The organism is Lysinibacillus canaveralius, from assembly GCF_047301505.1.
Classification (GTDB): Bacteria; Bacillota; Bacilli; order Bacillales_A; family Planococcaceae; genus Lysinibacillus_B.
The window spans coordinates 2,285,685-2,308,270 of record NZ_CP154840.1 but is presented as its reverse complement, the minus strand read 5'-3'; the positions used below and the strand labels follow the sequence as shown (position 1 = coordinate 2,308,270).

Below are 22,586 nucleotides of genomic sequence, written 5' to 3'. Positions count from 1 at the left end.
AAATCCTCCTGCAAAATCGCAATTTTATTGTCATTGTTTCCTGTGGCAACATATTTATGCAGAAGGTTAAGGGAAGAGAGGCTATCAGGATTATTACCATATAAAAGTACGTTTATGGAAAACTGCAAAAAAAACCTTCTAACCAATCGATTAGAAGGCTTTTGTTCATTAATTAAAATAATTTAATCAGAATATCGTATCCAATCATACCCATTGCAGTTAAACCATACAACGCAAAGCCGGCAGCTGGTCCAAAAACAATCAAACCACTTGGCTTTTTGAATTCCTTCACTAGCGGTACATCATTATAGAGCTCCACATCTTGTCGAATGTTTGATAAGTTAGCCATACATACCCCTCCTAATTAGGAAAATATTAGTTTTACCCAAAACCCTTTTGTTATTTATATTATATGTCGTTTGTGTCTAAATTTCAACATTTTTATTTTTTAACTTTATTTATAATTAAATTTTCTCTTTTAAAACTCATTTTTGTATTCATTTTCACAAATTAAACAAAAAATAATTATTGACAAATATAAATTTGTCATAAATATGAACTTGGTTGCTCGAACTGCAGAAAGTAGTATGGATATTTCCTCTATTAAAGGCAGGTAAAATAAAAAAGCTTCTATTATTAAGGAAGCTTTGGGAAGAACAGAGAACCGAAAATACTATTTAGTAGTAAGTGTTTATTTTGAACCGCATTTCCCCGGGGCAAATTCACGTCATCTTGCTTCCAAGTGGTGTATAATTATAGAGGTGTTATTGAAAAGTGAGTGAAATGTTGATATACCAGCATTTCTATGAAAGGAAAGAAATAAATGTTCGTATCAGAAAAGCAAATTGAAATCCGTTATGCGGAAACAGACCAAATGGGTGTTGTGTACCATGCCAACTACGTTGTATGGTGTGAAATTGGCCGTACGCAGCTTGTGAAGGATCTAGGTTTTGATTATGCGGGGTTAGAACAATCCGGTTATGTATCACCTGTACTTGATTTATCACTCCAATACAAAAAAGCTATGCGCTACGGACAAACAGCGACAGTTCGTACATGGATTGAAGCACATGGCAGACTCCGTACTACATATGGCTATGAAATTTTACATGAGGACGGCTCAGTTGCTGCAACAGCAAAGAGTGTACATACACTTGTTCACAAAGAGACATTTCGGCCGGTCGCTTTACGCAAAGTCGATGAAGCATGGGACAATAAATATGCAGCGGAAGCTCGAATCCAAGAATAATTCACAGAAGCTTATGAAATATTTCATAAGCTTTTTTCTCGCGCGGAAGCTCTACCAACGCAATCAAATTGTTGGTATAATAAAGCTTGTGACTATTTTTGAACGATTGAAAGAAAGGGTGTTCACATGCAGACGACCGCAACTGAAAAAATGCGTTTACATATCGTATTGACAAATACAGCTCGTGAAGCGTTGAAACAGCATGTTCCCGACGAACACGCCTTTTTTAATTTACAGAAAGCTTTTGTTGTATTTGTAGAAAAACTGGAGACAGACGGCGTGCAGCTATCGCTGACATTATACTTTGATCCTGTTGTAAACAAAGGGCTTGCCAAGAAATTTCCAGAACGAGTTTGTATTATGGACTGTTTATTTGATTTGAAGAGCGGGTTAGTAGCGAAAAGTTTCAGAACAAGAGGTATAGGTACCCCGGTTGCGACAAACCGCCGTGAGCGAATGCTTGTGCATTTCGTACCGACACGGATTAATGGCCATACGTATCCGGATCAGTTTATCAGCTCTCTTGCTGCTTTACCTTTTTCAAAGGAACGCTATGAATATGTCAATAAGCGTATTTCAAGCTGGGAAGGTTATTTAAAAGTATTAAATAAGAATGCGGAAATTGAAGACATCGAGGCAAATTTTTCAAGCCCTCGCTTTAATGCCGAGTTTTCACATGTGGTGGTGCAGCTGTCAGGGCTTGATGCAAAGCAATGGAAGCAGCTGAAAGGACTTAGCTCACGCGTTCGAGGCTATCATAAGGATCTAGGAGATGTCGTGAAAGTAAATCGTGGTGAACGGACAGTAGAAATTGAACTGAAACCCGATATGGCACGAATGGCTCGCAAGAACGAACTTCAATTCGAATTCAATAAGATCGAGTTTAGCAATGCGGCAACAAAAGCACAGCTGCAACGTCTCTTACGCGGTTTTGAGCGATTAAAGGAAGGGCTTGCGGCAAATGCTAACTTAGAGAATATTTTGTTTGAGGACAAACCTGTAATTGCTGAGCGCAAGAAAAATGTAGAGCTGGAATTTCACAATAATCTAAACGAATTCCAGCGTTCGGCTGTTTCAGGTGCCATGAGTGCGGAGGACCTGTACGTTATCCAAGGTCCACCGGGAACCGGGAAGACAACCGTTATTTCAGAAATTTGCTATCAAAATGCAAAAGCAGGATTGAAAACGCTTGTTGCATCACAATCCAACTTGGCAGTAGACAACGCACTCAGCCGATTGCTCTCGAATAAAGACATCAGGATTCTACGCTATGGACGAACGGAATCAATTGAAGAAGAGGGCAAAAAGTTCATCGAAGAAAATGTATCGGCGTACTGGAAAGAGCAGACATACCATGCTATTTCAACAGAAGTTAATGAGCATAGTGTGAAAGAACAACAGCTACAAGAAGAAATTGGAGCAACGAAGGACAAAATTTCTGCCTATGAATTTCAAAAAGTAGAGTTACAAAAGCAGATTGAGAAAAAGCAACAGGCAAAGATTCGTCTGGCCGAACTCGAAGATTCTATTACAGCGTTGAAAAAGCAGCTTAGTTCATTGAAGAGGGAACGCGAGGAGACAGAAGCTGCCCTTGAAAAGCTTCGGGCAAACATCGCTTCCTATGAGGCGGATATTACGAAGCTAAATGATGGGTTAGAGCAGTATGAAAGTGAAGAGAATGTGAAGAAGCTTCTCGATGAGGCATCAGACGAATTCGTTCAGGTTTCACAGGAGTTAGAGTTATCTGAACTATTAGAGGAACAAAGTCGTTGTCAAGAACAGCTCGCAGCTGTTGAGCAAAAGCTCACAAAACTAACAGGTGGTGCTACAGCAATCGAAGCACAAGCAGAGGAGATTACTGCTCTTAAGAAAGTGTATGAGGTGGAGAGCTATCTTGAGGAGCATGGACTTCGCCGCAGCTACGTGCTCGACCGGCTGCTCATGTCACTTGATGAGCGTCAGCAGCAGCTTGAGGCATATAAGGGAATAAAGGATGTTTCTTCGCGCCTCGAAAAAGCAATCGTCTATAGCGAAACAACGCTGGGTATTCATGTTGACCGCCTGCCGCTTCCCCCTCAGCACACGTACTCCGTTCAAGAGGTGAGTGATTTTCTATCCAAGCTGAGTAAAGCTTTCGTAGAGAAGAAAATAAATGTCTCAAATGGCACACGTTCCATTCAGGGGTTACACCTCCGAAAAGCGTTTATTGATGAGCAGCTTCATCGTTATAATGCACTAATTCAGGATACAGTAATCATTTTTGAACGACTCAAAGAAGCCTTGATTGCGGCACTTAAGGAACAGCAGGGAGCTAATGAGGCAGTTATCGATTCGCTGCGTGAACAAGTGCAGAAATGGAAAGGCAAACTGACTGTAACGTCAATGCATATCGAATCATTGCCGGTAAAAGAAGCAAGACCTGTCGAAACACTTCGCACACTGCGTATAGACGCTGATAAAACCAAAACTGAAATGGCCAATATCCTTGCTGTCATCTCGGGGATTACAGCAGAGAAGGATCAAAAGCTGGCGTCGCTGGAAGTGGTAGTAAAAGAATTGGAAAGTGGAGAGAAGCTGCTTACTAAAACAATTGCAGATTTGAAAGAAGTGAATAGCTCAGGAATTGCGCTTGAAAAGGAAAAGGAAGAGCTGGAGCTCCTTGTGAAGCAAAATCCTGAGGAAGCACTTGCGAATGTAGAAGAAAAGCTTGCTGCATCTTCCGTAAAAATCATGAATTTAGAAGAACGCATTAAACTGCTGCCTGTTACACAAAATCTGCAGAAGCAATGGCAGTCAATGCTTGAATCAGCGAATGAGCATGACCTGGATGAAATCCGTAAGCTTTATGTAAAACATGCCAACGTAATCGGAACTACTTGTGTGGCTTCTGCTAACAGGGAATTCATGGATAACTACCCGACATTTGATGTAGTCATTATTGACGAGGTTTCAAAAGCAACCCCGCCAGAGCTCCTATTACCAATGCTTAAAGGAGCAAAAGTTATTCTTGTTGGAGATCATCATCAACTACCGCCGCTTATTGGTGATGAAACATTCGAAGAAACGCTTGAGCAAGTTCTGAAGGAGAGCGATACGTTCGAGCAAAAACGTGAGCTTGAAAAGCTGCTGGAAGAATCTCTATTTGAGCGGCTTTATAAAAACCTGCCAAGGGCGAACAAGACGATGCTGGCAATTCAGTATCGTATGCATGAAAATATTATGGAAACCATTGCCCCATTTTACAAAAACGAAAGCGATGAACTGAAGTGCGGACTGCCGGATTCTGATGCCTTGCGCAATCATCAGCTGAAAACATCTCACTTTGATACAAACAACCATCTTCTTTGGTTTGATGTTCCAAACGAAAAGCGTTATTTTGAACAACGTATGCAGGAAGGTTCGAGTCTTTTCAATGAGGCAGAGCTCGCTATTATTAAGAAGCTGTTGCTTGAAATGAATGAAGCGACTGAGAAGGCAAAGGCAGAAGGGCGAATTCCAGCTGATGCGTTAAAATCAGTTGGAGTTATCAGCTTCTATGCTGAACAGGTTAAGCGGATTAACCGCTTAATTGAACAGGAAATTAGCGTGCCTCATCTCCATATTCGTACTGGGTCAGTCGATAAATTCCAGGGAATGGAGATGGATGTTATTTTTGTATCAATGGTTCGGAATAATGGCGGAAACGGAGAAATTGGGTTTGCGAAGGACTACAGACGACTGAATGTAGCACTTTCACGCGCACGCGAACTGCTGGCATTAGTAGGCAGTACGGAAATGTTTGCACAGAAGCCGAAGAAACGGGAAGTCCGTGATATGTACGCTCATGTGTTAAATACAGTAAAAGTGCAGGACGGCTACCGTGCATTTAAGGAGGCATAATCCATGGAACTTTTAACATTGCAAAGGCAGCTTGCTGATCAGCTGACCCAAATGGATGGTGCGAAAATCTTACACGACATGAGCTTCTGTATTCCTGTCCATTCCTTTAAGGTTACGTATAATCCTGTTTTAAAAAAACCGATGGATATTTTGATGAAAATGATGCTTATTTCTTTTCAAACGGGTGTGTTTAAGGATGGAGAGGCACTTGCAGATGTTCTCCTTGTAGAGCCGCTTTTCATAAATGATCTATTAAGCAAAATGAAAAAGACGGAGCTTGTTGAAAAGGAAGAAACACTACGTCTGACGGCTAAGGGTGAAAAGCAGCTCGCAGAGGGTGTATACGAAGAAGAGCTCGATGCAGTTAGTGATATTTTACAGTACAGCCCGCTTCACAAAGCCTTCCTGCCTGGTGATATTGAAGAAGTGCTGGAGTTTGATGAGTTTCCAGAGGAGCTTTCCTATGCAGCTGGTCTTGAAGTGAAGGAAGTAGTGGAAGACCAGATAATTGAGCTCCTTACTGATATGCAGGAGGACGACGATAAGGTAAAAACCTATGTAACCTCGATTCTTTCAAGTGAAGAAATACAAATCAATGATGTTCCGTGCCTAGCATATATCCTTCATGACACAAAAACAGATACGTTATTTGTTCGAGTATATAATACGCTAACAAAACAATGGGATACAGATTTAGAAGATGTACTTCATACGAATGAACGGGCAAATTGGAAGGGACAATACTTAGCGAAATGAAAGTTTTATAATGAGCACTAAGTAAGCAGTCATTAAACTTTTAGTTCGAAAAGGGGGATAATATATGGAAGCTGTGATTTTCTTCATTATCAGTCTCCCGTTTTCGGGCTGGGTTATTTGATTTGGCAAAAGGGTATTATAGGGCTTCTTGCTGGATTTGATGAAAAGACGTTTAAAGGAGATAAACGAAAAGTGGTAAAAGAGGGTGGGCAAACCGCCTATACGATTGCTGCGGGACTGATGATCTGCAGTATTTTATCTCTATTTATCAGCGGTTATGCGATTCTGCCCTTAGCAGCCATAATTGTTTTGGTAATATTTTGGATGAATATCCGCCTGAAACAGATTGAAAAAGAAGGGAAGAAGTGATTCAGCTAAGGTCATAGCTTTCCTTCACTTCCTTATAACTGTCTCTTGATAGCCCTCTTTAATTTACTTTAGGAATTTGAGTAAATAAACTACCTTCTTAAAATAGAACGAAAACATATATCTGAAAAATCGACCCTGCAGTAGCGCAGGGTCTTTTTGTTTATTATCAGCGGAAATTCAGTTCATTTTGTCCTGGAGTTACGAATTTATTCTTCAGTACGCATTTGGTACGTCTGCATTTCGTTATTATCAAATGCAAACATTTTACTGAATAGGTTGAGTGAAGCGATCTCGACTAGAAAAACACAAGTAATCGCCTATCTTATATGTAATATTCAGTTCATCCCAATTAAAACCGTATGTCCCCATGTTTAATAAAATACTAGTAAATATAGCAGCCATGCGCTGATTCAACTTACACTATGAGTAAAAATTACAAATCGGTTAATGTTATAAAAGGAATCGATCATTGTTTCTGATGTGAATAAACAAATCGAATAGTTAAGTTTTTAAAGAGCGGAAAGAATTTATTTGGTATGCGAAACATTTTTCCTTATGTGTAAGGCTTTTTCTGCATTCCTTGAGGACATTGGGAAGGATAGTAAAAGAATAAATCAGCACATAAAAGGGAAAATTGACATAGAGCAAATAGGCCGAAATAGTAACGATAATTTGTACAGCAATCTTAATTATTCTAAAATATGTTTTGTTACCCAAAAAGAAGGGAATAACCTAACAATGTATGGTCTATTTCCTCGAGAGGAGATAATTTTGAACAAAAGTAATTTGAAAAGCAGTGTATTTTTAGTATCAAGTATTTTTATATTAATATGTGTTTTTTTGGGGGCCCTTTCTCCCTCTACCTTTGAAAGGATAGCGACACAGCTTTTTTCCTTTACAACAGATTATTTTGGCTGGTTTTACCTATTATCTGTATTTATTATCGTGGTATTTTTAATTGCTTTGGCATTTTCTAAATACGGAACAATTCGACTAGGCGGAAAGGATGCTCGACCGGAATTCAAATTCCATTCTTGGATTTCTATGCTCTTTTCAGCCGGCCTAGGTATCGGACTCGTCTTTTGGGGCGTAGCTGAGCCGATGAGCCATTACTTTACTACGCCGTTTAGTGATGTTGAACCATTAACGACCGATGCTGCAAGGCTTGCAATGGGGTATTCGTTCTTCCATTGGGGTGTAAGCCAGTGGTCGGTGTTTGCTATAATGGGGCTTGTGATGGCCTTTATGCAATTTAATAAGAAGAAAGATTTGTTAATGTCTACAGCATTAGAACCTGTTACAGGTACTAATAAAGTGGTGAAAAATACAATCGACATTTTGGCAGTCATTGCAACAGTAATGGGTGTAGCCACTTCGATTGGGCTTGGCGTTTTGCAAACGAACGGAGGCTTGCATGCTGTCTTCGGTACACCGATTTCTGTTTGGGTACAATTGGCCATTATCGCTGTTATGTTTGTAGGCTACATGATGTCATCGATGACAGGCTTGCATACAGGTATTCGTATTTTAAGTAACGTCAACATGGCTTTAGCTCTCCTGATGTTATTATTTGTTTTTGTGACAGGTCCTACTGTATTCATTCTTGAAGCATTTATCTTGGCAATCGGCGATTACATTAATCATTTTGTTGAATATAGCTTACGGCTTCAGCCATATGTAAATGGTACATGGGTACAAGATTGGACTATTTTTTACTGGGCATGGGCAATTGCCTGGTCTCCGTTCGTAGGCTCCTTTATAGCACGGGTCTCAAAAGGACGAACTATTCGTGAATTCATCGTAGGGGTCCTGATCATTCCACCACTCATTTCCTGTTTTTGGATTGCTGTATTTGGCGGATCAGCTCTTTACTTCGATTTAAACGAAGGAACAAATATGGCAGAATCCGTAAGTAACGACTTAACGCTAGCGTTGTTCCATTTACTTGAACAGCTTCCGCTAACAATGATTGCTTCGATTACTGGCATTTTGCTTATTGTAATCTTCCTCGTTACTTCTGCCGACTCGGCTACCTTTATGATGGCAAGTATGACATCTAATGGTTCATTGGATCCAAGCAACCTTATGAAGGTAATATGGGGTGTGTTAATGGCTGCCATTGCGGGAGTTCTGCTTTTTACAGGCGGATTAGATGCACTGCAGACAGCTTCGCTTATTTCAGCACTGCCATTTACATTTATTGTCCTATTGCTGATTGTCTCGTTCTTGAAGATGATTAAGGATGAAATGGTGCCGATTTCCAAGCGTGATATTAAGCGCTTGAAAAAAATGAGAGAATATATTGAAAACGAAAAGAAATAACCATACTAACACGAGAAGACCGCAAATCAAGCAGAATTGCGGTCTTTTTTCTTGGTTGTTAAATGTATGTATAACACTTCATATCATGATAAACACTTTCTATTATAAACACGAAGGAAAAACATAAAGAAGCTGCTCGCGGAATCAGAATCAACTCTGCGGGCAGCTGCATGAAAAGGGTTAGTGGAAAATTTTTTCTACACGCTGAACGATTTCATCAGCAGAAAGTCCATTTGCATCAATTACTGGGCCTTCAATGACCGGCTCACTGATGCCCATTACGTTTCGATCCTGCCCTGTAATTACGCAGCAGTCGCATTTTTTCGCATCTGCTTCATTACGCAGCTGAATCACTTCGTAACCTTTTGCTTTTAATGCATCTTCAACGTTTGTTAACGATTGCTCAACACCAATAATTTGAGACATTCTTCTCCACCTCCTATATGTAATGTGTCATATCGCTTGAGTGTTTATGCACGTCATCTGCTTTTTTGTTTTGTAGAGATGAAGGAAATAACGGACTTATTAAGCAGCCTTCTACATCTTATATCTATTGGGAAAGTAGCTGTTATTTTGACGCACAGTTAATAGACTTGCTATTGTAGTAATATACATATATTTGTAAATCATTAGATTGAACAAAAGGGGGAATCGTTTTGAATTATATCGAAGTAAGTTTACATAAAGACAATAAACATGTAGCCATTGTTACTTTAAATCGGCCGGACATGCGACATGCGTTTAATACGCTGCTGGCGAAGGAGCTTTTACAAACATTCCGTGAACTGCAGCAAAGCAATCAAGTTCGTGTTGTCATCTTATGTTCTAGTACCGAAGATGCCTTTTGCTCCGGGGCTGATTTGAAGGAACGAAAGGGTATGACCGATGAAGACTGGAAAAAACAGCACAAGCTTTTCGAGGAAATGTTCGAGGCTCTTTCTAGATTGAAACATCCGACAATTGCTGCCGTAAAAGGCTATGCGCTTGCTGGTGGTTTCGAATTGGCACTTAATTGTGATGTAATCATCGCAGGGAAGAACGCTGCATTTGGTCTGCCGGAAGTGACAAGAGGCATCATGCCTGGATGTGGTGCTGCTTGGCTGCTGCCCAAAAGAGTGCCGCTTCATATCGCTAAAGAGTGGCTATTTACTGGACGTCTTTTCTCTGCTGAGGAAGCATTTCAAGCCGGCTTATTAAATCGAATGGTTGAGCCGGAAAACGTATTAGACGAAGCATTGGCTCTTGCAAATCTAATTAGCCAGAACGCTCCTTTAGGGGTGCAAGGTGTCAAAAAAGCAGCTGATGCCAGCACATTACCTGCAGACTTAGCGAGAGAATATGAGATACAAATCTATAATGAAGTCATTGCATCAGAAGACCGTATGGAAGGTGTATTGGCATTCAATGAAAAGAGAGAACCAAATTTTAAAGGAAGGTGATGAGTAGAATGAACAATCTATGGAATACTAATCTATCCGTGGCACAGGTCCGTATTGCGAGACCGACAGATCAGCTTCGGGAGATTGAACGGTTTTATTGTGAGGGAGTAGGTCTGGAAAAAGTCGGATCCTTTGAAGGACACCAAGGTTATAATGGACTTATGATTGGGCTGCCGAATACAGACTATCATCTAGAATTCACGGAGCATGAAAAAGGCAGTCCCTGTCCAGCACCAACAAAGGATAATTTACTTGTATTATATATTCCGGAAAGGAATACAATTGAGCGCATAGCGGCGAAACTTCAAGAGATGGGCTATCCAGAAGTCGAACCGGAGAATCCCTATTGGAATGAAAAAGGAATCACGATTGAGGACCCGGATGGCTGGCGTATCGTGTTAATGAATACATCAGGAATTTAAATAGTAAAATAAGGGACAATTCTGTAAGCAAAACTTGTGGAAATGTCCCTGTTTTTTGTACGTGGATTAGGCAGCGGTTAAAGTCTGAAAGAATTTTTTAATGATTTTTATTAGCTAAATGCTCACTCTATATACGAAAGCATTATAGGCCTTTAGGTTTATTTTTTTCTATAATTAGGCAAAATTCGCTATTGTACATTTTACATAATTTTATATATAATTCCATTTAGTTGCTAGAAGGTATATCCCGTGTTTCTTTTGAATATCCAATTAATATGTAGGAAGGGGAGAACGAAATGGAAGCCGCACAAGGGTTTGCAATTATCTTTACATTGCTTTTTATGGCGTTTTATCTTGGAATGATTATTTTCGTTATCTGGTTTATGATTACAATTGTCAAGAACTTAAAGATCCAGACAAAAATTTTGGAGAGCATCGAGTATAAACTGGATACAAAAGGTATGCATAAAACGATAGAATGAGGAGAGACGGTCCTATAAAGGGGCCGTTTTTTCATTCTTTGACCTTTATGGGATATCCTGGAACATGTTAAACGAGAAAGGAAATGAATTGGCTTGTAGAAGCGATTTGTAACTTTTTTATTATTAAAAAGTCTACTCCTCTAAAGGAGTGATCGAAATGAGAAAAATTATTATGCTGCTTACGGGAATCTTTATATTGGCTGGATGCAGCAACACTATTTTTAATACACTGACCAGCACCGAAACGATTATCGACTGGGTAGACTTTATTAAATGGGATGATAAGTCCTATGAAGTCATTTATGAAGGAGTTCTGGCTGACGAATCATATATAGGTGAGGTAAAGGGGACAGTAAAATTTAAAGTTGCTGACAATGTAACGAATCCCAATTATAAAACAAAAAACGGGGATGCGGCTTTTCATGAAAAAGGAACCGAATTTTTTGCGGTAAAAGATCATCCCGATCTGCTGGCCGTCAAAGATAAGGAAGAAATTGGCGGTTATCGATTGTACTATGCGAGAGATGAAGGAGCACCCAAGTGGCATTTCAAGGATGTGCCTCGGGAGCTCGTAAAACGCATCGAATTTTATTCTCTTTATACGGCCGAAGGAAACAAACAGTTATCTGCGTGGGAAAATCCAGAGAATCTCGACGTTATTTTACAATTACTTGCTACAAGCAAAGAGCAGCCTGACTTCAGTCCAAATACAACAGAGAAGGATCCGGATTACTATAATATCCTGCTTTATGCGGAAGGACCAATCGCTTATAGATATAACATCCAATTTGATGGAGAATCGTATTACTGGTTCCCTTGGGAAACACATATACTACCAGCCAGCATTAAACAATATATAGCTGTGGACTGATAGAAAGCTGGATAATTTAGATGATATCCTATTGAAGATAAAATTAAATCTCTTGTGTAAGAGGTTTGAATTGGAGCACGCTCAGCAGAAAGAAGAAAAATATTTTCATGTTTATTAAAAGCGAATAAAAGTTAGGGCAATCAATTTGATTCTTCACAAATAGTGAAGACAAAGTCGCTTTTGACTTTGTCTTCAATGTAAAAATCCCGTTTAGGAGATTCTTGTATGATCTTCTAAAATTGGAAAAACTCAATTCACCTATTTATTTCATGTGAGTCTGTATTACTTCACAATCAATGCAGGGCAGTTTACTCGCTTCATCACTTTATGACTTACACTACCAAGCACCATTTCCTGCAGGGAATTTAAGCCGCGGCTTCCAATAACAACGATATCAACGTTCGACTCGTTTGCATAGCGTACAATTTCCGGTCCGGGAGCACCTTTTAGAATAGTCAATTTGCAAGCGATGCCTGCTTCTTTTATAAACTGTTCGATTGGAGCTATTTTGCGGCGCCGTTCAAGCTCTAAGCTTTCGGGAGACGATGAATGCAGGACATCACGTTTTGATTTCTCAAAATCCGCTACATAGACAATATCAATCAACGAACCTTCCACGAGGCTTGCTAACTTAACTGCCTCTTTTGCAGCACGGATGGCGTTTTCTGAGCCATCTGCCGCCAATAAAATGTGGTGATACATCTCTTTTCCTCCTTAGTGACCGCCGGATAGACCAAGTAGTTTATTGTATAATTCTTCACTAGCCGGATTTAATCCTTTTACATGTACAATTGTTCCTTTTTTATAGTTTTACGAAAGTGTATTGATACAAAAACGACTTTCATTATCGTACTATTAATATTCCTGAAAAGAAATACTTTTGGGAAGGTTAGGGTTAATTATGATTTACGGATATAAACGGCCCATTCAAGGCGATAAAGAGATGCAGCAGCAGCTTCGAACTGTTACGCTTGAGAAAATTTATGAGATAACACATCCTTATGCGAAAAAACAGGGGAAAACAATTGGCAGACCCAAAAAATCGGATGATAATTTGAAAAAGGCATTTGATATGTATCAAAGTAAAGCATATACATTACAGGCAATCAAAGATGAAACTGGTATAAGCAAGTCAACCCTATACCGTTATATTGATCAGTTAGGAGAGTAGAGAGCAAATTTACAAAAGTTTAACAAGTATATCATCCCCTTGCTGCTCTAAAATCGATTTATTGCAGATTTGTAAAAGTACTCTGCGAACGCTTTGATGGGGTTTACAGAACTATTCCAGCCTGATATCTTAAAACAAAATATAGTGATTGTAAGCATGGTGGAGTCAGTCAATCTGGCATTGCCATGCTTTTTAACAGGCTGGAAAGAAGCTGCTTGTGAAAATTAAGCGCACAAAGGTACCAAATTCATTTTTTTGCGTCCTGGCGGTTTCTTCAATTAAAAGGGGGATATTATGCGAATACTTGTAGAGATTTTCTTAGTGTCATTTCGACTGGGATGTACATCATTCGGGGGGCCAACTGCTCACCTTGGCTATTTTCAGCAAACCTATGTTAAGCAAAAACAATGGTTGAAAGACGAAGAATATGCCGACTTGGTTGCACTCAGCCAGTTCTTACCTGGTCCTGCATCGAGCCAGGTAGGTATGGGAATTGGATTAATACGAGGCGGGGTGCTGGGAAGCATCGTTTCCTTTATCGGGTTTACAATGCCTTCGGTTTTACTGCTTATACTCTTCGCAGCTTTTTACGTACATACAGATATTGAGACCGGTTGGATTCAAGGGTTAAAGCTCGTTGCGGTTGCCATTGTAGCCCATGCAATCATTGATATGGCTAAAAAATTGTTAACAGGCTGGCGGCATTACTTGCTTGCTGGTGCAGCATGTTCTGTCATTCTCTTGTTAGCAACCCCGTGGACACAGGTAGCAGTTATCATCACTGCGGGGATTTTTGGGTATTTCCTACTTGAAGGGACAGTAAAAAAAGCTGCTGCAACACAACTGTTGTCTAAGAAGGCTGGAGCTGTTTTACTTTTTGCTTTCTTTACATTACTTATCACATTGCCATTAGTGAATCGTTACTTTACTGTAGAAGCTCTTATCTGGTTTGAAAAATTTTATACAGCTGGTGCTCTTGTCTTTGGAGGCGGACATGTAGTGCTGCCGCTTCTTGAAACGCAATTTGTTAGCAGTGGCATTATGTCAATGGAATCGTTTTTGTCTGGTTACGGTGCGACCCAGGCGGTACCTGGCCCGTTGTTTACATTTGCTGCGTATATCGGCATGGTGATTGGAGGAGTAGGAGGTGCTTTATGGGCAACCTTTGCTATTTTCCTTCCGGCTTTTCTGTTACTCTTAGGAGCGCTGCCTTTTTGGATCTCCTTAAGCGAGCATCCAAAGCTTCGAGGCGCTATTGCCGGAATGAATGCCTCGGTAGTTGGTATCTTAACGGCCGCGTTTTTTACACCGATTGTTTCTGATACCATTTCAGGTGTAGCGGATGGTATGTTTGCCATCCTACTATTCATATTATTAGTTAAATGGAAGTTGAAGCCTTCGAGTATCGTCATGCTTGGAATTGTCATAGGTCTTATTTGGTATTAATAATATTTCTTAGAAGAGTTATATAAAAATAGTCACTTAGAGGCAACCATTGTCTTCCTATTGGAATTATACGGACTAAAGGTTTTTAAATAATATTCATAACATAGTAGAAGCGGTTGGCCAGTAATCAATTATTGCTGATCAACCGCTTTTCGACCTTCTTTTTCTTCAGAAATTTTAGGGAACTTCCTTTATAATGAAGACGTAATGATAGGTAAAGCAGGAAAGGAGAGGAAGCCGTGCAATTTTTTTATTTATTATTTAGTTATCTTCTCGGGACTTGCATGACCGCCTATTTTGTCGGCAAGTGGAAGGGAGTCAATCTCCAACAGGAAAATACGGGAAACCTTGGCGCCCGTAATGCAGGTCGGTCGCTTGGAAAAATAGCATTCTTTTTAACGGTTTTAGGAGATGGTGGAAAAGGAATAGTCACTGTGTTGATTGGACGTTGTCTAGGATTCAATGACTTCTGGGTTACAGTAGGTATTTTATTTGTTGTCATGGGTCATCTTTATCCATTTTGGCTGCGGTTTAAAGGAGGCAAAGGAATTGCGACAGGGATTGGTGCTTTGCTTACATTCTCACCACTCTTACTGCTTTCATTTTTAGGAGGCCTCATCCTATCGCTGCCTTTTACCAAAAGCTTGACCATCAGCATGATTCTTGGATTCTTTACCTATAGCATGACAATTCTTTTAACAGGAAGATATGAGCTTGTAGTATTAATCGTTATGCTCGTCTTGCTGACTATCGAACATAGACAAAACATTATGGAAAGAGTGAAATAACATGTATTGGTGTAAAATCGCCGCAACTAAAAAGGAATTTGATGAAATTGCCGCACTTAATTACGAAACGTTTGTAGAGGAAATCCCGCAGCATCACCGAAATAAAGACCGCCGGCTTATAGATCGATTCCATCACGAAAATACATATATGCTAGTATACAAGGAACAGGAAATCGCTGGAATGATTGCTTTTCGAGCAGTACGTCCGTTCTCTTTAGATGAAAAAATTGGACCGATGGAAGAGCATCTTTCAAAAGAACTGTGTCAAAATCTTTGTGAGCTTCGTCTACTTGCAATAAAAAAAGAGCATCGGAATGGTCGAGCAATGCTTCGTCTGTTTAAAGCGTTATATGCATATTTTTATGAAGAGGACTTTTCGGCATGTGTGATTTCAGGTACGACTCGTGAGGAGAAAATGTATAAACAGATCGGTTTTGAACAATTTGCACCTTCAGTAGGTACGAAGGATGCGGAGTATCTTCCCATGGTAATTACAAAAAAAGCGATTGATCGATTCCGCTTACGAATGATGAAGGATATAAAAGTATTTTACCCTGGTCCCGTCAAGCAGACATTGCCGCTCCATCATACAAATATGTCCCATCGCAGTATTGACGCCATTAAGCTAAATAACAATATAAAAAATGGTTTGAAATCTTTAGCCGGTACCCGGTATGCTGCCACAGTGGTTGGATCAGGTACATTGGCAAATGAAATCATGCTAGGAGCTGTGAAAAATGCAGCGGGTAATCAACAAGGCCTGATGCTGAGTAATGGAGAATTTGGTGAACGATTGATCCGTCAAGCTAAACAGTGGGGGCTTTCCTATATAGAAAAGTCCTATGAGTGGGGTCAGTCATTTAACCTTGAAGAAATTGAAAAGATTATTAAAGAACAACAGGTTAGCTGGCTTGCCTTCGTTCACGGTGAGACATCAACCGGCACACTAAATCCATTAGCAGAATTACAAGCTCTGTGCACCACTTATAACGTCAAACTCTGTGTTGATTGTATCAGCTCTTTTGGTGCGCTGCCTTTTTCCTTAAAAGATGTTTTTTGTGCAACAGCGGTAAGCGGTAAGGCGATTGGTGCACTCGGCGGGCTTGCTTTTCTTTTATATAATGAGGCACCTTTAGCAGCTGAGGCTATTCCTTTTTATGTGAATCTCGCTTCTTACCATGAAACAATACCATTCACTGTGCCGGTCTATTTACTGGAGAATATTCAGCAGGCGCTGCTGCAATATCCAGAGCGCTATCGTTTGCTGCAGCAACGCCTTGAAACAGTACTTGCTTCACCGCTTTATGAAAACTTTGGCTTGCAAACGAAGCATTATCCGATTATTGTTACATTCGTGGAACTTAGAGAATTTACTACGTGTGCAAAGCTGAATGATTTTGATCTTCATGCAGCAAGCCGGTATTTGAAGCAGCGGGACTTCGTACAAATCAGTATGATTCAGCCATCTTTCGAAAGTGACTTTGCTGCGCTTGAACAGCTATACAAATACTACACGTAAGAAACGAAGCAGGAGGGGAACTACATACATGTCTGCCATACAAAATACAAGTCTCATCCTAGAGGGCGGGACATTTAGGACATTATTTACAGCGGGGGTGCTCGATACATTTATAGATGAAAAGATAGAACTGCCTTATATCGTTGCCATATCTGCAGGTGCTATCAATGCATGTTCCTATGTTGCTGGACAGAAGGAGAGGACCCTGCGCATTCTTTCTACATACCGACATGACAAGCGTTATATGGGAATCGGCAATTTCTTAAGGGAACGCAGCTATTTCGGATTGGATTTCGCCTATAATGTGCTGCCGAATGAACTCGATCTCTTTGATTGGGAAAAGTACCGCAGCTTTAATGGACAATTGGAATTCGGCGTTACAAACGCACTAACAGGACAAGTCGAATATTTGAATGCACTAGAAATGGATACGCGCTGCGATATGCTGCAGGCCACATGTGCGCTGCCGGTGCTATTCCCTGAAATTAATGTGAACGGAATCCCATATTACGATGGCGGTCTATCAGACCCAATACCAGTAAAGCAGGCTGAAAAACAGGGGTATGATAAGCATATATTTGTTCTAACACGTCCTGAAGGCTATCGTAAAGAGATGGATGGCAAAAGTAAATGGGTCATGAAGCTCTTTGCCCGTAAATATCCGAAACTCGCACTAGCAATGGCACACCGGGTAGAAGCCTATAACCAAACATTGGCTTATGTTGAATCACTTGAAAAAGAGGGAAGAGCCTTCATCTTCAGACCTGATCATGCGCTGAATAGCTTTGAAAAGCACGTGCCGACAATGAATCAAAACTATCAAATGGGATATACACAAAGTAGAAACCGATTGGATGAATTGGTGACATTCCTTGGGATTTAGAAGCTCCTATACAGACTATCCTAAAAATTTATGGATGACTGAGAGCCATAGTTAAGAAATTGACATTTGACTTAAGCACAAAAGGATTCATACCTTTTGTGCTTTTCTTGTTTTTTAAAAATCAATGTTTACTTCGATACCTGCATCGATTGAGCAATTGTTGTGTGTTGAACCTCTTTACTATTTTTTGTCTACAAAGCTTTGATGTAGAAACCGTGGCTCTTTATTTTTACTTCACTTTATTCGCTTCTGCATACTGTTCTTCATTTACAGGCTCAAACCATTGCCTTTCTGGTTTATCTGGATTACTTGTAGCAGCTAAGTGTACAAACCATGAGTCGTCTGCTGCCCCATGCCGATGCTTTAAGCCGGCTGGAATGTTCACCACGTCCCCAGCTTTTAAGCGTTGTGCGGGTTCACCTTCAGCTTGATAGTAACCTTCACGGGCAGTAACAAGCAGTATTTGTCCGCCAGCATGAGAATGCCAGTTATTGCGACATCCCGGTTCGAAAGTTACGTTGCCAATTGCATTTGGCCCGGGTGTGAGCATTTTTAAATAGCTATTTCCAATGGAAAATTGAGAATATGGGTTTGGTTCTCCTGCGTCAAATAAAAGAGTGTCTTTCATATCTTTGATAATCACAAACATTGCCTCCAGTAATTTTTAGAGATTTTATTACTGAATAAAAAGCTGGCCATACATTAAGGGCCCTACAATAAAATAATGGTACACTTTATAGTTAACTCTAAGTCAATCTTTTATTTAAAAGTACACCCTCATTGATTTAAGAGTTACTTTGACAATCTGTAAAGACCATGGTAGTATTCATTCAAAAATTTGAGTTCAATGTAAATCTATATTTTGATAATTAGGAGCCTAATAATATGAAAGAATATTCTATTAGTGAAGTTGCAAAAATACTGAACCTTACAACATATACCTTGCGCTATTACGACAAAGAGGGACTCATGCCTTTTGTGGAACGGACAGCCGGTGGAATACGCTTATTTAAAGAATCTGATATTGAAGCTTTAAGAGTCATTGAATGTTTGAAAGCCACCGGAATGCCTATAAAGGAAATTAAAAATTTCATTGATTGGTGTTCGGAAGGGGATGCCACGTTACAACAAAGATATGACATGTTCATCGAGCGGAAAGCTATTGTAGAAGCACAGATGATAGAACTGCAAAAAACAATGGAACTGATTAATCATAAGTGCTGGTATTATAAAACTGCAGTTGAATCTGGATCGGAAGATATTCATAAAAGCGACAAAATAGAAATACCTATTTCTAACTAATGAAAAGAGCCACCTGTATTTTAGTTAAATAAATGCAGTTGGCTCTTTCTCGTTATTTTGGATCTAATCAAATTAACGTATAGTATATGCTTCTTTGAAGATAACGATAAGAAATTCTACAGGCTACACCTGCAGAAGAAACTCCAGCATATTTAATAACCTAAAAAATTTATAAATTCCCCCTTGCCTTAGAGCTAACTCTAAGGAGTAAGCTCAATATATATCTATAGGAGGTAGTAACATGACAATTGAAAACAAAGTAGTAATCATCACTGGGGCTTCATCTGGTATTGGTGAGGCAACTGCAAAATTATTGGCGGGTAAAGGGGCTAAAGTAGTTTTAGGAGCTCGTCGCGAAGACAAGTTACAAGCATTGACTGAAGAAATTCAAACAGCTGGCGGACAAGCTATTTATCGTGTTACGGATGTTGTCAACCCAGATGATAGTCAGCAGCTTGTCCAACTGGCAAAGGACACTTTTGGCGGGGTAGATGTAATCTTCTTGAATGCAGGTCTTATGCCTAATTCATCTCTTTCAGCATTAAAAACCGATGAGTGGAATCGTATGATTGACGTTAATATTAAAGGAGTATTGAATGGCATTGCTGCAGTTTTGCCGACATTTACATCTCAAAAGTCTGGTCATGTTATAACTACTTCATCTGTAGCAGGGCTTAAAGCTTACCCAGGCGGTGCTGTTTATGGTGCAACAAAGTGGGCGGTTCGTGATTTAATGGAAGTTTTACGTATGGAGTCTGCGCTGGAAGGTACCAACATCCGCACAGCAACAATTTATCCAGCAGCGATTAACACGGAATTATTGGATACAATTACTGATAAGAATATTTCAGAAGGCATGACTGCGATGTATGAACAATTCGGTATCACACCTGATCGTGTTGCCAATGTTGTGGCATTCGCAATTGACCAGCCAGAAGATACGAATGTTAATGAGTTCACAATTGGACCAACAATTCAACCTTGGTAATAAAATAGAAAAGGACTAGAAGCTGTTCATTTTATAAAGTTAAGGCTGTCGAGGAGACATCGACAGCCTTTCTTTTTGGAAATAGGAAAGTTCAGTTCATATTAGACAGTTCTACTTTAATTCAAAGCCATTTACGTAACAGTCAGTCTATTATAAAGAAATGCCAGCCGTCATCGTGCATTTCTTTCGTAATAAGACCATTCATTTCTGCGTAGAGCGTATAACCTATAATTTCAGATATAATAATCGAAAACTCTTTTTCCGTTCGATCTCCATAGATGGCAAAAGCTATAGCCAAGGCTGTGTCATATCCATCTGCAATCTTGTTCACTATCCGCTGCAGTTGAAACGCAATCCGGTCCATGTTACGCTGCCCGATTTCCTGTAAACTAACGAATGGCTGCTGGTGACCGGCGAATACCATACTAGCATCAAATTGCAGGCAGATTTCCAGGGATTGCTTATACTGCATAACGGTAGGAAGAAGCTGTCCTTCCTGATCATGGTCAACTAGTGCACTCGTGGTACCTGTATAAAGTACAAGATCACCCGCAAACAACCATTTTGTCTGTGGATCGTAAAATAAGATGGAGTCCGGTGAATGACCAGGCACGGCTTTTACATGAAAATCATTCACAATGTCCCCATCTTGGAGAGGGATAATGTCAGCATTGATTCTCAACTGTTTACTTTCCTGCAAGGTTTTTTCTATCTTTGCCAGTCGTCGGCCTGCAAGATGCAGACAACCATAGTCTTTGTATAGTTGTTTAAAAAAGTCGAGCTTTTGCAACTGATAGTCCTTTGTCAAATGCAGCCGCTCAATAGCGAGAAAATGTGCATAAATAGGAACTGTCTTTTGCGATAAAATACGATTAACCATCCCTGTATGGTCACTGTGATGGTGTGTAAGCAGTATTTGATCAATGTCATGGACAGTAAAGCCATATTCCATAAGCTTACTGTGAAAAAAATCGTGAAATGCAGGAAAGTCGATTCCCGCATCAATCAGTGTCAACATGTCCCCGTTTTTATATAAATAACAGTTAATACTTTTCATCTGTCCATAGTGAATATCAAACAGTATCGGATATATCTCCTTTTTCCCCGCTTTTATGATTGGTGACATTCTTTACATCTCCTATCTTTTTCCCAATTGCAGATATGTTACTTTTCCCTTTGTTAAATTGAATCTTCATACTCTATTATTAATCATAACTGGAAAATGAAAAGCATCCAACAGAATTCTTCCATCAGAAAATGAGTACTGGAATCGTTCGATATGGAAGACCAAAGTTGCATATTGTTTGCGAAAAAGCGAAATTTCCTTAACAATAGGAATACAAGGAAGGAGATGACGGTTCTGAAAGCTGGTTCTTGGGTACATAATATAATCGGCATCCTTTTAATCATCGTCAGCATACTACAAGCGATCAACAGTTGGGATGAAAGCATGCTGAAATCTACTTTTTATCTACTTTTTGCGGCGGTTGTCGCAGTTCTCTTAGTCTTCTTAACAAAGAAGCGAAATGAGATCAAGCAGGAGGGAAAACAATAATATGAGTAAAATTAATATACCGATTTCTGTTCTAGACCTCGTCCCTGTACGAGAAGGACAGGATGCACATGATGCCTTCAATCGTGCACGAGACTTAGCGAAGCACGTAGATGAACTAGGTTATACACGATACTGGTTGGCAGAACATCATAATAGCCGCTCGATTGCCAGCTCTGCTACTCCAGTCGTCATTGGTTATATTGCAGAGGCAACAAAACAAATCCGCGTCGGCTCAGGAGGTGTCATGCTGCCAAACCATGTGCCGCTAGTGGTAGCAGAGCAGTTTGGTACACTGAATGCCATGTATCCGGGACGAATTGACTTAGGACTTGGCCGTGCGCCTGGGACAGACCCATTTACAGCGCGTGCTCTTCGCCGTAATATTGCTGGAGAGGACTTTGAAGAAAATGTTGTCGAGCTGCAGCGTTATTTAGCAGAGGCAAAAGAGACAGATTCAGTGCGTGCTTATCCAGGTTTCGGTGAACAAATTCCGATTTGGATTCTTGGCTCCAGTATGTTCAGCGCAGAGTTTTCCGCGAGAAGAGGAATGCCGTATGCATTTGCCTCCCATTTCGCACCTGACTACTTCACACGTGCAATTAAGTTGTACCGTGAGCAATTCAAGCCAAGTGAATACTGTGAAAAGCCGTATGTCTTGGCATGTGTTAATGCGATTGTGGCTGATACAGATGAAGAAGCGCACTATTTAGCAACGACTTTCTATCAGTTCTTCCTTTCCATCATTCGCCGTGACCACCAATTAATGAAACCGCCTGTAAGAAATATGGATGAGATTTGGTCACCATTCGAGCGGGATGCGGTCATGCAGCAGCGCCAGTACACATTTATTGGCAGTAAAGAAACTGTTGCAAAAGAACTGCAGAAATTTGTTGAGGAAAACGGTGTAGATGAAGTTATGATTAGTTCTTCTATCTATGACGATGAAGCGCGTAAATATTCATTTACATGCCTGCGTGACATGTTTGCATAATCAAATTTACTTATCTCTAACGCCGAGCCAGTCAAACTGGCTTGGCTTTTGTATTTGGTTAAATGCTTCTCGCTGCTTATACAAAAATCACTCTTTCACACTAGATAAATAAATAATAAGAAGGAATTTTGTAAGAATTATTGAATAATTTGCA

24 protein-coding genes are annotated in these 22,586 nt (G+C 40.0%); 19 read left to right on the top strand and 5 right to left on the bottom strand.

Going from position 1 to position 22,586, the window contains the following annotated elements; genetic code table 11:
- Nucleotides 1–172 precede the first annotated feature (172 nt).
- Nucleotides 173–349, bottom strand: a complete 177-nt coding sequence (locus AA0Y26_RS11645) for a hypothetical protein (RefSeq protein ID WP_413361800.1) — start codon at nt 347–349, stop codon at nt 173–175.
- Nucleotides 350–823: 474 nt separating this feature from the next.
- Here AA0Y26_RS11645 and AA0Y26_RS11640 point away from each other — a divergent pair, with 474 nt between their 5' ends.
- From AA0Y26_RS11640 to AA0Y26_RS11620, 5 genes are all read left to right on the top strand, one after another.
- A complete protein-coding gene (locus AA0Y26_RS11640) occupies nt 824–1,249 on the top strand; it encodes an acyl-CoA thioesterase (protein WP_413361798.1) in 426 nt (141 codons plus the stop codon).
- A 126-nt stretch (nt 1,250–1,375) separates the two neighbouring features.
- On the top strand, nt 1,376–5,128 hold the full coding sequence (locus tag AA0Y26_RS11635; protein ID WP_413361796.1) for a DEAD/DEAH box helicase: 3,753 nt from the start codon (nt 1,376–1,378) through the stop codon (nt 5,126–5,128).
- Between the two features lie 3 nt (nt 5,129–5,131).
- Nucleotides 5,132–5,884, top strand: coding sequence for a nucleoside-diphosphate sugar epimerase (locus AA0Y26_RS11630; protein ID WP_413361794.1), 753 nt, complete (start codon nt 5,132–5,134; stop codon nt 5,882–5,884).
- A 117-nt stretch (nt 5,885–6,001) separates the two neighbouring features.
- A complete protein-coding gene (locus AA0Y26_RS11625; RefSeq protein ID WP_413361792.1) occupies nt 6,002–6,253 on the top strand; it encodes a hypothetical protein in 252 nt (83 codons plus the stop codon).
- Between the two features lie 738 nt (nt 6,254–6,991).
- Nucleotides 6,992–8,575 carry a BCCT family transporter gene (locus AA0Y26_RS11620; RefSeq protein ID WP_413361790.1) on the top strand — a complete coding sequence of 528 codons (1,584 nt, stop codon included), beginning with the start codon at nt 6,992–6,994 and terminating at the stop codon, nt 8,573–8,575.
- Nucleotides 8,576–8,755: 180 nt separating this feature from the next.
- Here AA0Y26_RS11620 and AA0Y26_RS11615 read toward each other — a convergent pair whose 3' ends face one another.
- A complete protein-coding gene (locus AA0Y26_RS11615) occupies nt 8,756–9,001 on the bottom strand; it encodes a YkuS family protein (RefSeq protein ID WP_413361788.1) in 246 nt (81 codons plus the stop codon).
- 230 nt (nt 9,002–9,231) lie between these two features.
- On the opposite strand from AA0Y26_RS11615, the gene AA0Y26_RS11610 reads away from it, so the two are divergent.
- The 4 genes from AA0Y26_RS11610 (at nt 9,232) to AA0Y26_RS11595 (ending at nt 11,789) form a co-directional block, all read left to right on the top strand.
- A complete protein-coding gene (locus tag AA0Y26_RS11610) occupies nt 9,232–10,014 on the top strand; it encodes an enoyl-CoA hydratase/isomerase family protein (protein WP_413361786.1) in 783 nt (260 codons plus the stop codon).
- A gap of 8 nt (nt 10,015–10,022) precedes the next feature.
- A complete protein-coding gene (locus tag AA0Y26_RS11605) occupies nt 10,023–10,436 on the top strand; it encodes a VOC family protein (protein ID WP_413361784.1) in 414 nt (137 codons plus the stop codon).
- Between the two features lie 296 nt (nt 10,437–10,732).
- A complete protein-coding gene (locus AA0Y26_RS11600; RefSeq protein ID WP_413361782.1) occupies nt 10,733–10,918 on the top strand; it encodes a hypothetical protein in 186 nt (61 codons plus the stop codon).
- A gap of 157 nt (nt 10,919–11,075) precedes the next feature.
- The gene (locus tag AA0Y26_RS11595; RefSeq protein ID WP_413361781.1) at nt 11,076–11,789 is read left to right on the top strand and encodes a membrane lipoprotein lipid attachment site-containing protein; all 714 of its coding nucleotides are present in this window, start codon (nt 11,076–11,078) and stop codon (nt 11,787–11,789) included.
- Between the two features lie 282 nt (nt 11,790–12,071).
- Here AA0Y26_RS11595 and AA0Y26_RS11590 read toward each other — a convergent pair whose 3' ends face one another.
- The gene (locus AA0Y26_RS11590; protein ID WP_413361779.1) at nt 12,072–12,491 is read right to left on the bottom strand and encodes a universal stress protein; all 420 of its coding nucleotides are present in this window, start codon (nt 12,489–12,491) and stop codon (nt 12,072–12,074) included.
- A gap of 199 nt (nt 12,492–12,690) precedes the next feature.
- On the opposite strand from AA0Y26_RS11590, the gene AA0Y26_RS11585 reads away from it, so the two are divergent.
- The 6 genes from AA0Y26_RS11585 to AA0Y26_RS11560 all read left to right on the top strand — a co-directional run bounded on the left by AA0Y26_RS11585 (nt 12,691) and on the right by AA0Y26_RS11560 (nt 17,596).
- The gene (locus AA0Y26_RS11585; RefSeq protein WP_413361777.1) at nt 12,691–12,960 is read left to right on the top strand and encodes a helix-turn-helix domain-containing protein; all 270 of its coding nucleotides are present in this window, start codon (nt 12,691–12,693) and stop codon (nt 12,958–12,960) included.
- 96 nt (nt 12,961–13,056) lie between these two features.
- Entirely contained in the window at nt 13,057–13,188 is a 132-nt protein-coding gene (locus tag AA0Y26_RS11580; RefSeq protein ID WP_413361775.1) for a hypothetical protein, read from the top strand.
- Between the two features lie 66 nt (nt 13,189–13,254).
- Nucleotides 13,255–14,406, top strand: a complete 1,152-nt coding sequence (gene chrA, locus AA0Y26_RS11575) for a chromate efflux transporter (protein ID WP_413361773.1) — start codon at nt 13,255–13,257, stop codon at nt 14,404–14,406.
- A 239-nt stretch (nt 14,407–14,645) separates the two neighbouring features.
- A complete protein-coding gene (locus tag AA0Y26_RS11570; protein ID WP_413361771.1) occupies nt 14,646–15,194 on the top strand; it encodes a glycerol-3-phosphate acyltransferase in 549 nt (182 codons plus the stop codon).
- 1 nt (nt 15,195) lies between these two features.
- Nucleotides 15,196–16,713: an aminotransferase class V-fold PLP-dependent enzyme gene (locus tag AA0Y26_RS11565; protein WP_413361769.1), complete on the top strand. Its 1,518-nt coding sequence runs from the start codon at nt 15,196–15,198 to the stop codon at nt 16,711–16,713.
- Nucleotides 16,714–16,741: 28 nt separating this feature from the next.
- Nucleotides 16,742–17,596, top strand: coding sequence for a patatin-like phospholipase family protein (locus AA0Y26_RS11560; protein ID WP_413361767.1), 855 nt, complete (start codon nt 16,742–16,744; stop codon nt 17,594–17,596).
- Nucleotides 17,597–17,825: 229 nt separating this feature from the next.
- Here AA0Y26_RS11560 and AA0Y26_RS11555 read toward each other — a convergent pair whose 3' ends face one another.
- Nucleotides 17,826–18,233 (bottom strand): cupin domain-containing protein, encoded by a 408-nt coding sequence (locus AA0Y26_RS11555; RefSeq protein ID WP_413368179.1) that lies wholly within the window; start codon nt 18,231–18,233, stop codon nt 17,826–17,828.
- 248 nt (nt 18,234–18,481) lie between these two features.
- Here AA0Y26_RS11555 and AA0Y26_RS11550 point away from each other — a divergent pair, with 248 nt between their 5' ends.
- Nucleotides 18,482–18,898 carry a MerR family transcriptional regulator gene (locus tag AA0Y26_RS11550; RefSeq protein ID WP_413361765.1) on the top strand — a complete coding sequence of 139 codons (417 nt, stop codon included), beginning with the start codon at nt 18,482–18,484 and terminating at the stop codon, nt 18,896–18,898.
- 241 nt (nt 18,899–19,139) lie between these two features.
- A complete protein-coding gene (locus tag AA0Y26_RS11545; RefSeq protein ID WP_413361762.1) occupies nt 19,140–19,886 on the top strand; it encodes an SDR family oxidoreductase in 747 nt (248 codons plus the stop codon).
- Between the two features lie 142 nt (nt 19,887–20,028).
- Here the strand turns inward: AA0Y26_RS11545 and AA0Y26_RS11540 are convergent, their stop codons facing one another.
- Nucleotides 20,029–21,012: an MBL fold metallo-hydrolase gene (locus tag AA0Y26_RS11540; RefSeq protein WP_413361760.1), complete on the bottom strand. Its 984-nt coding sequence runs from the start codon at nt 21,010–21,012 to the stop codon at nt 20,029–20,031.
- A 225-nt stretch (nt 21,013–21,237) separates the two neighbouring features.
- Between AA0Y26_RS11540 and AA0Y26_RS11535 the strand changes: the two genes are divergently transcribed.
- The gene (locus tag AA0Y26_RS11535; RefSeq protein WP_413361758.1) at nt 21,238–21,441 is read left to right on the top strand and encodes a hypothetical protein; all 204 of its coding nucleotides are present in this window, start codon (nt 21,238–21,240) and stop codon (nt 21,439–21,441) included.
- A gap of 1 nt (nt 21,442) precedes the next feature.
- Nucleotides 21,443–22,432: an LLM class flavin-dependent oxidoreductase gene (locus AA0Y26_RS11530; RefSeq protein ID WP_413367990.1), complete on the top strand. Its 990-nt coding sequence runs from the start codon at nt 21,443–21,445 to the stop codon at nt 22,430–22,432.
- The last annotated feature ends 154 nt before the right edge of the window (nt 22,433–22,586 follow it).

Coding starts and splice junctions, on each gene's coding strand:
- AA0Y26_RS11620 (WP_413361790.1), top strand. CDS start 6,992: ATGTATGGTCTATTTCCTCGAGAGGAGATAATTTTGAACAAAAGTAAT.
- AA0Y26_RS11615 (WP_413361788.1), bottom strand. CDS start 9,001: ATGTCTCAAATTATTGGTGTTGAGCAATCGTTAACAAACGTTGAAGAT.
- AA0Y26_RS11640 (WP_413361798.1), top strand. CDS start 824: ATGTTCGTATCAGAAAAGCAAATTGAAATCCGTTATGCGGAAACAGAC.
- AA0Y26_RS11605 (WP_413361784.1), top strand. CDS start 10,023: ATGAACAATCTATGGAATACTAATCTATCCGTGGCACAGGTCCGTATT.
- chrA (WP_413361773.1), top strand. CDS start 13,255: ATGCGAATACTTGTAGAGATTTTCTTAGTGTCATTTCGACTGGGATGT.
- AA0Y26_RS11580 (WP_413361775.1), top strand. CDS start 13,057: ATGGGGTTTACAGAACTATTCCAGCCTGATATCTTAAAACAAAATATA.
- AA0Y26_RS11565 (WP_413361769.1), top strand. CDS start 15,196: ATGTATTGGTGTAAAATCGCCGCAACTAAAAAGGAATTTGATGAAATT.
- AA0Y26_RS11550 (WP_413361765.1), top strand. CDS start 18,482: ATGAAAGAATATTCTATTAGTGAAGTTGCAAAAATACTGAACCTTACA.
- AA0Y26_RS11630 (WP_413361794.1), top strand. CDS start 5,132: ATGGAACTTTTAACATTGCAAAGGCAGCTTGCTGATCAGCTGACCCAA.
- AA0Y26_RS11590 (WP_413361779.1), bottom strand. CDS start 12,491: ATGTATCACCACATTTTATTGGCGGCAGATGGCTCAGAAAACGCCATC.
- AA0Y26_RS11530 (WP_413367990.1), top strand. CDS start 21,443: ATGAGTAAAATTAATATACCGATTTCTGTTCTAGACCTCGTCCCTGTA.
- AA0Y26_RS11585 (WP_413361777.1), top strand. CDS start 12,691: ATGATTTACGGATATAAACGGCCCATTCAAGGCGATAAAGAGATGCAG.
- AA0Y26_RS11535 (WP_413361758.1), top strand. CDS start 21,238: ATGACGGTTCTGAAAGCTGGTTCTTGGGTACATAATATAATCGGCATC.
- AA0Y26_RS11595 (WP_413361781.1), top strand. CDS start 11,076: ATGAGAAAAATTATTATGCTGCTTACGGGAATCTTTATATTGGCTGGA.
- AA0Y26_RS11560 (WP_413361767.1), top strand. CDS start 16,742: ATGTCTGCCATACAAAATACAAGTCTCATCCTAGAGGGCGGGACATTT.
- AA0Y26_RS11635 (WP_413361796.1), top strand. CDS start 1,376: ATGCAGACGACCGCAACTGAAAAAATGCGTTTACATATCGTATTGACA.
- AA0Y26_RS11600 (WP_413361782.1), top strand. CDS start 10,733: ATGGAAGCCGCACAAGGGTTTGCAATTATCTTTACATTGCTTTTTATG.
- AA0Y26_RS11645 (WP_413361800.1), bottom strand. CDS start 349: ATGGCTAACTTATCAAACATTCGACAAGATGTGGAGCTCTATAATGAT.
- AA0Y26_RS11540 (WP_413361760.1), bottom strand. CDS start 21,012: ATGTCACCAATCATAAAAGCGGGGAAAAAGGAGATATATCCGATACTG.
- AA0Y26_RS11545 (WP_413361762.1), top strand. CDS start 19,140: ATGACAATTGAAAACAAAGTAGTAATCATCACTGGGGCTTCATCTGGT.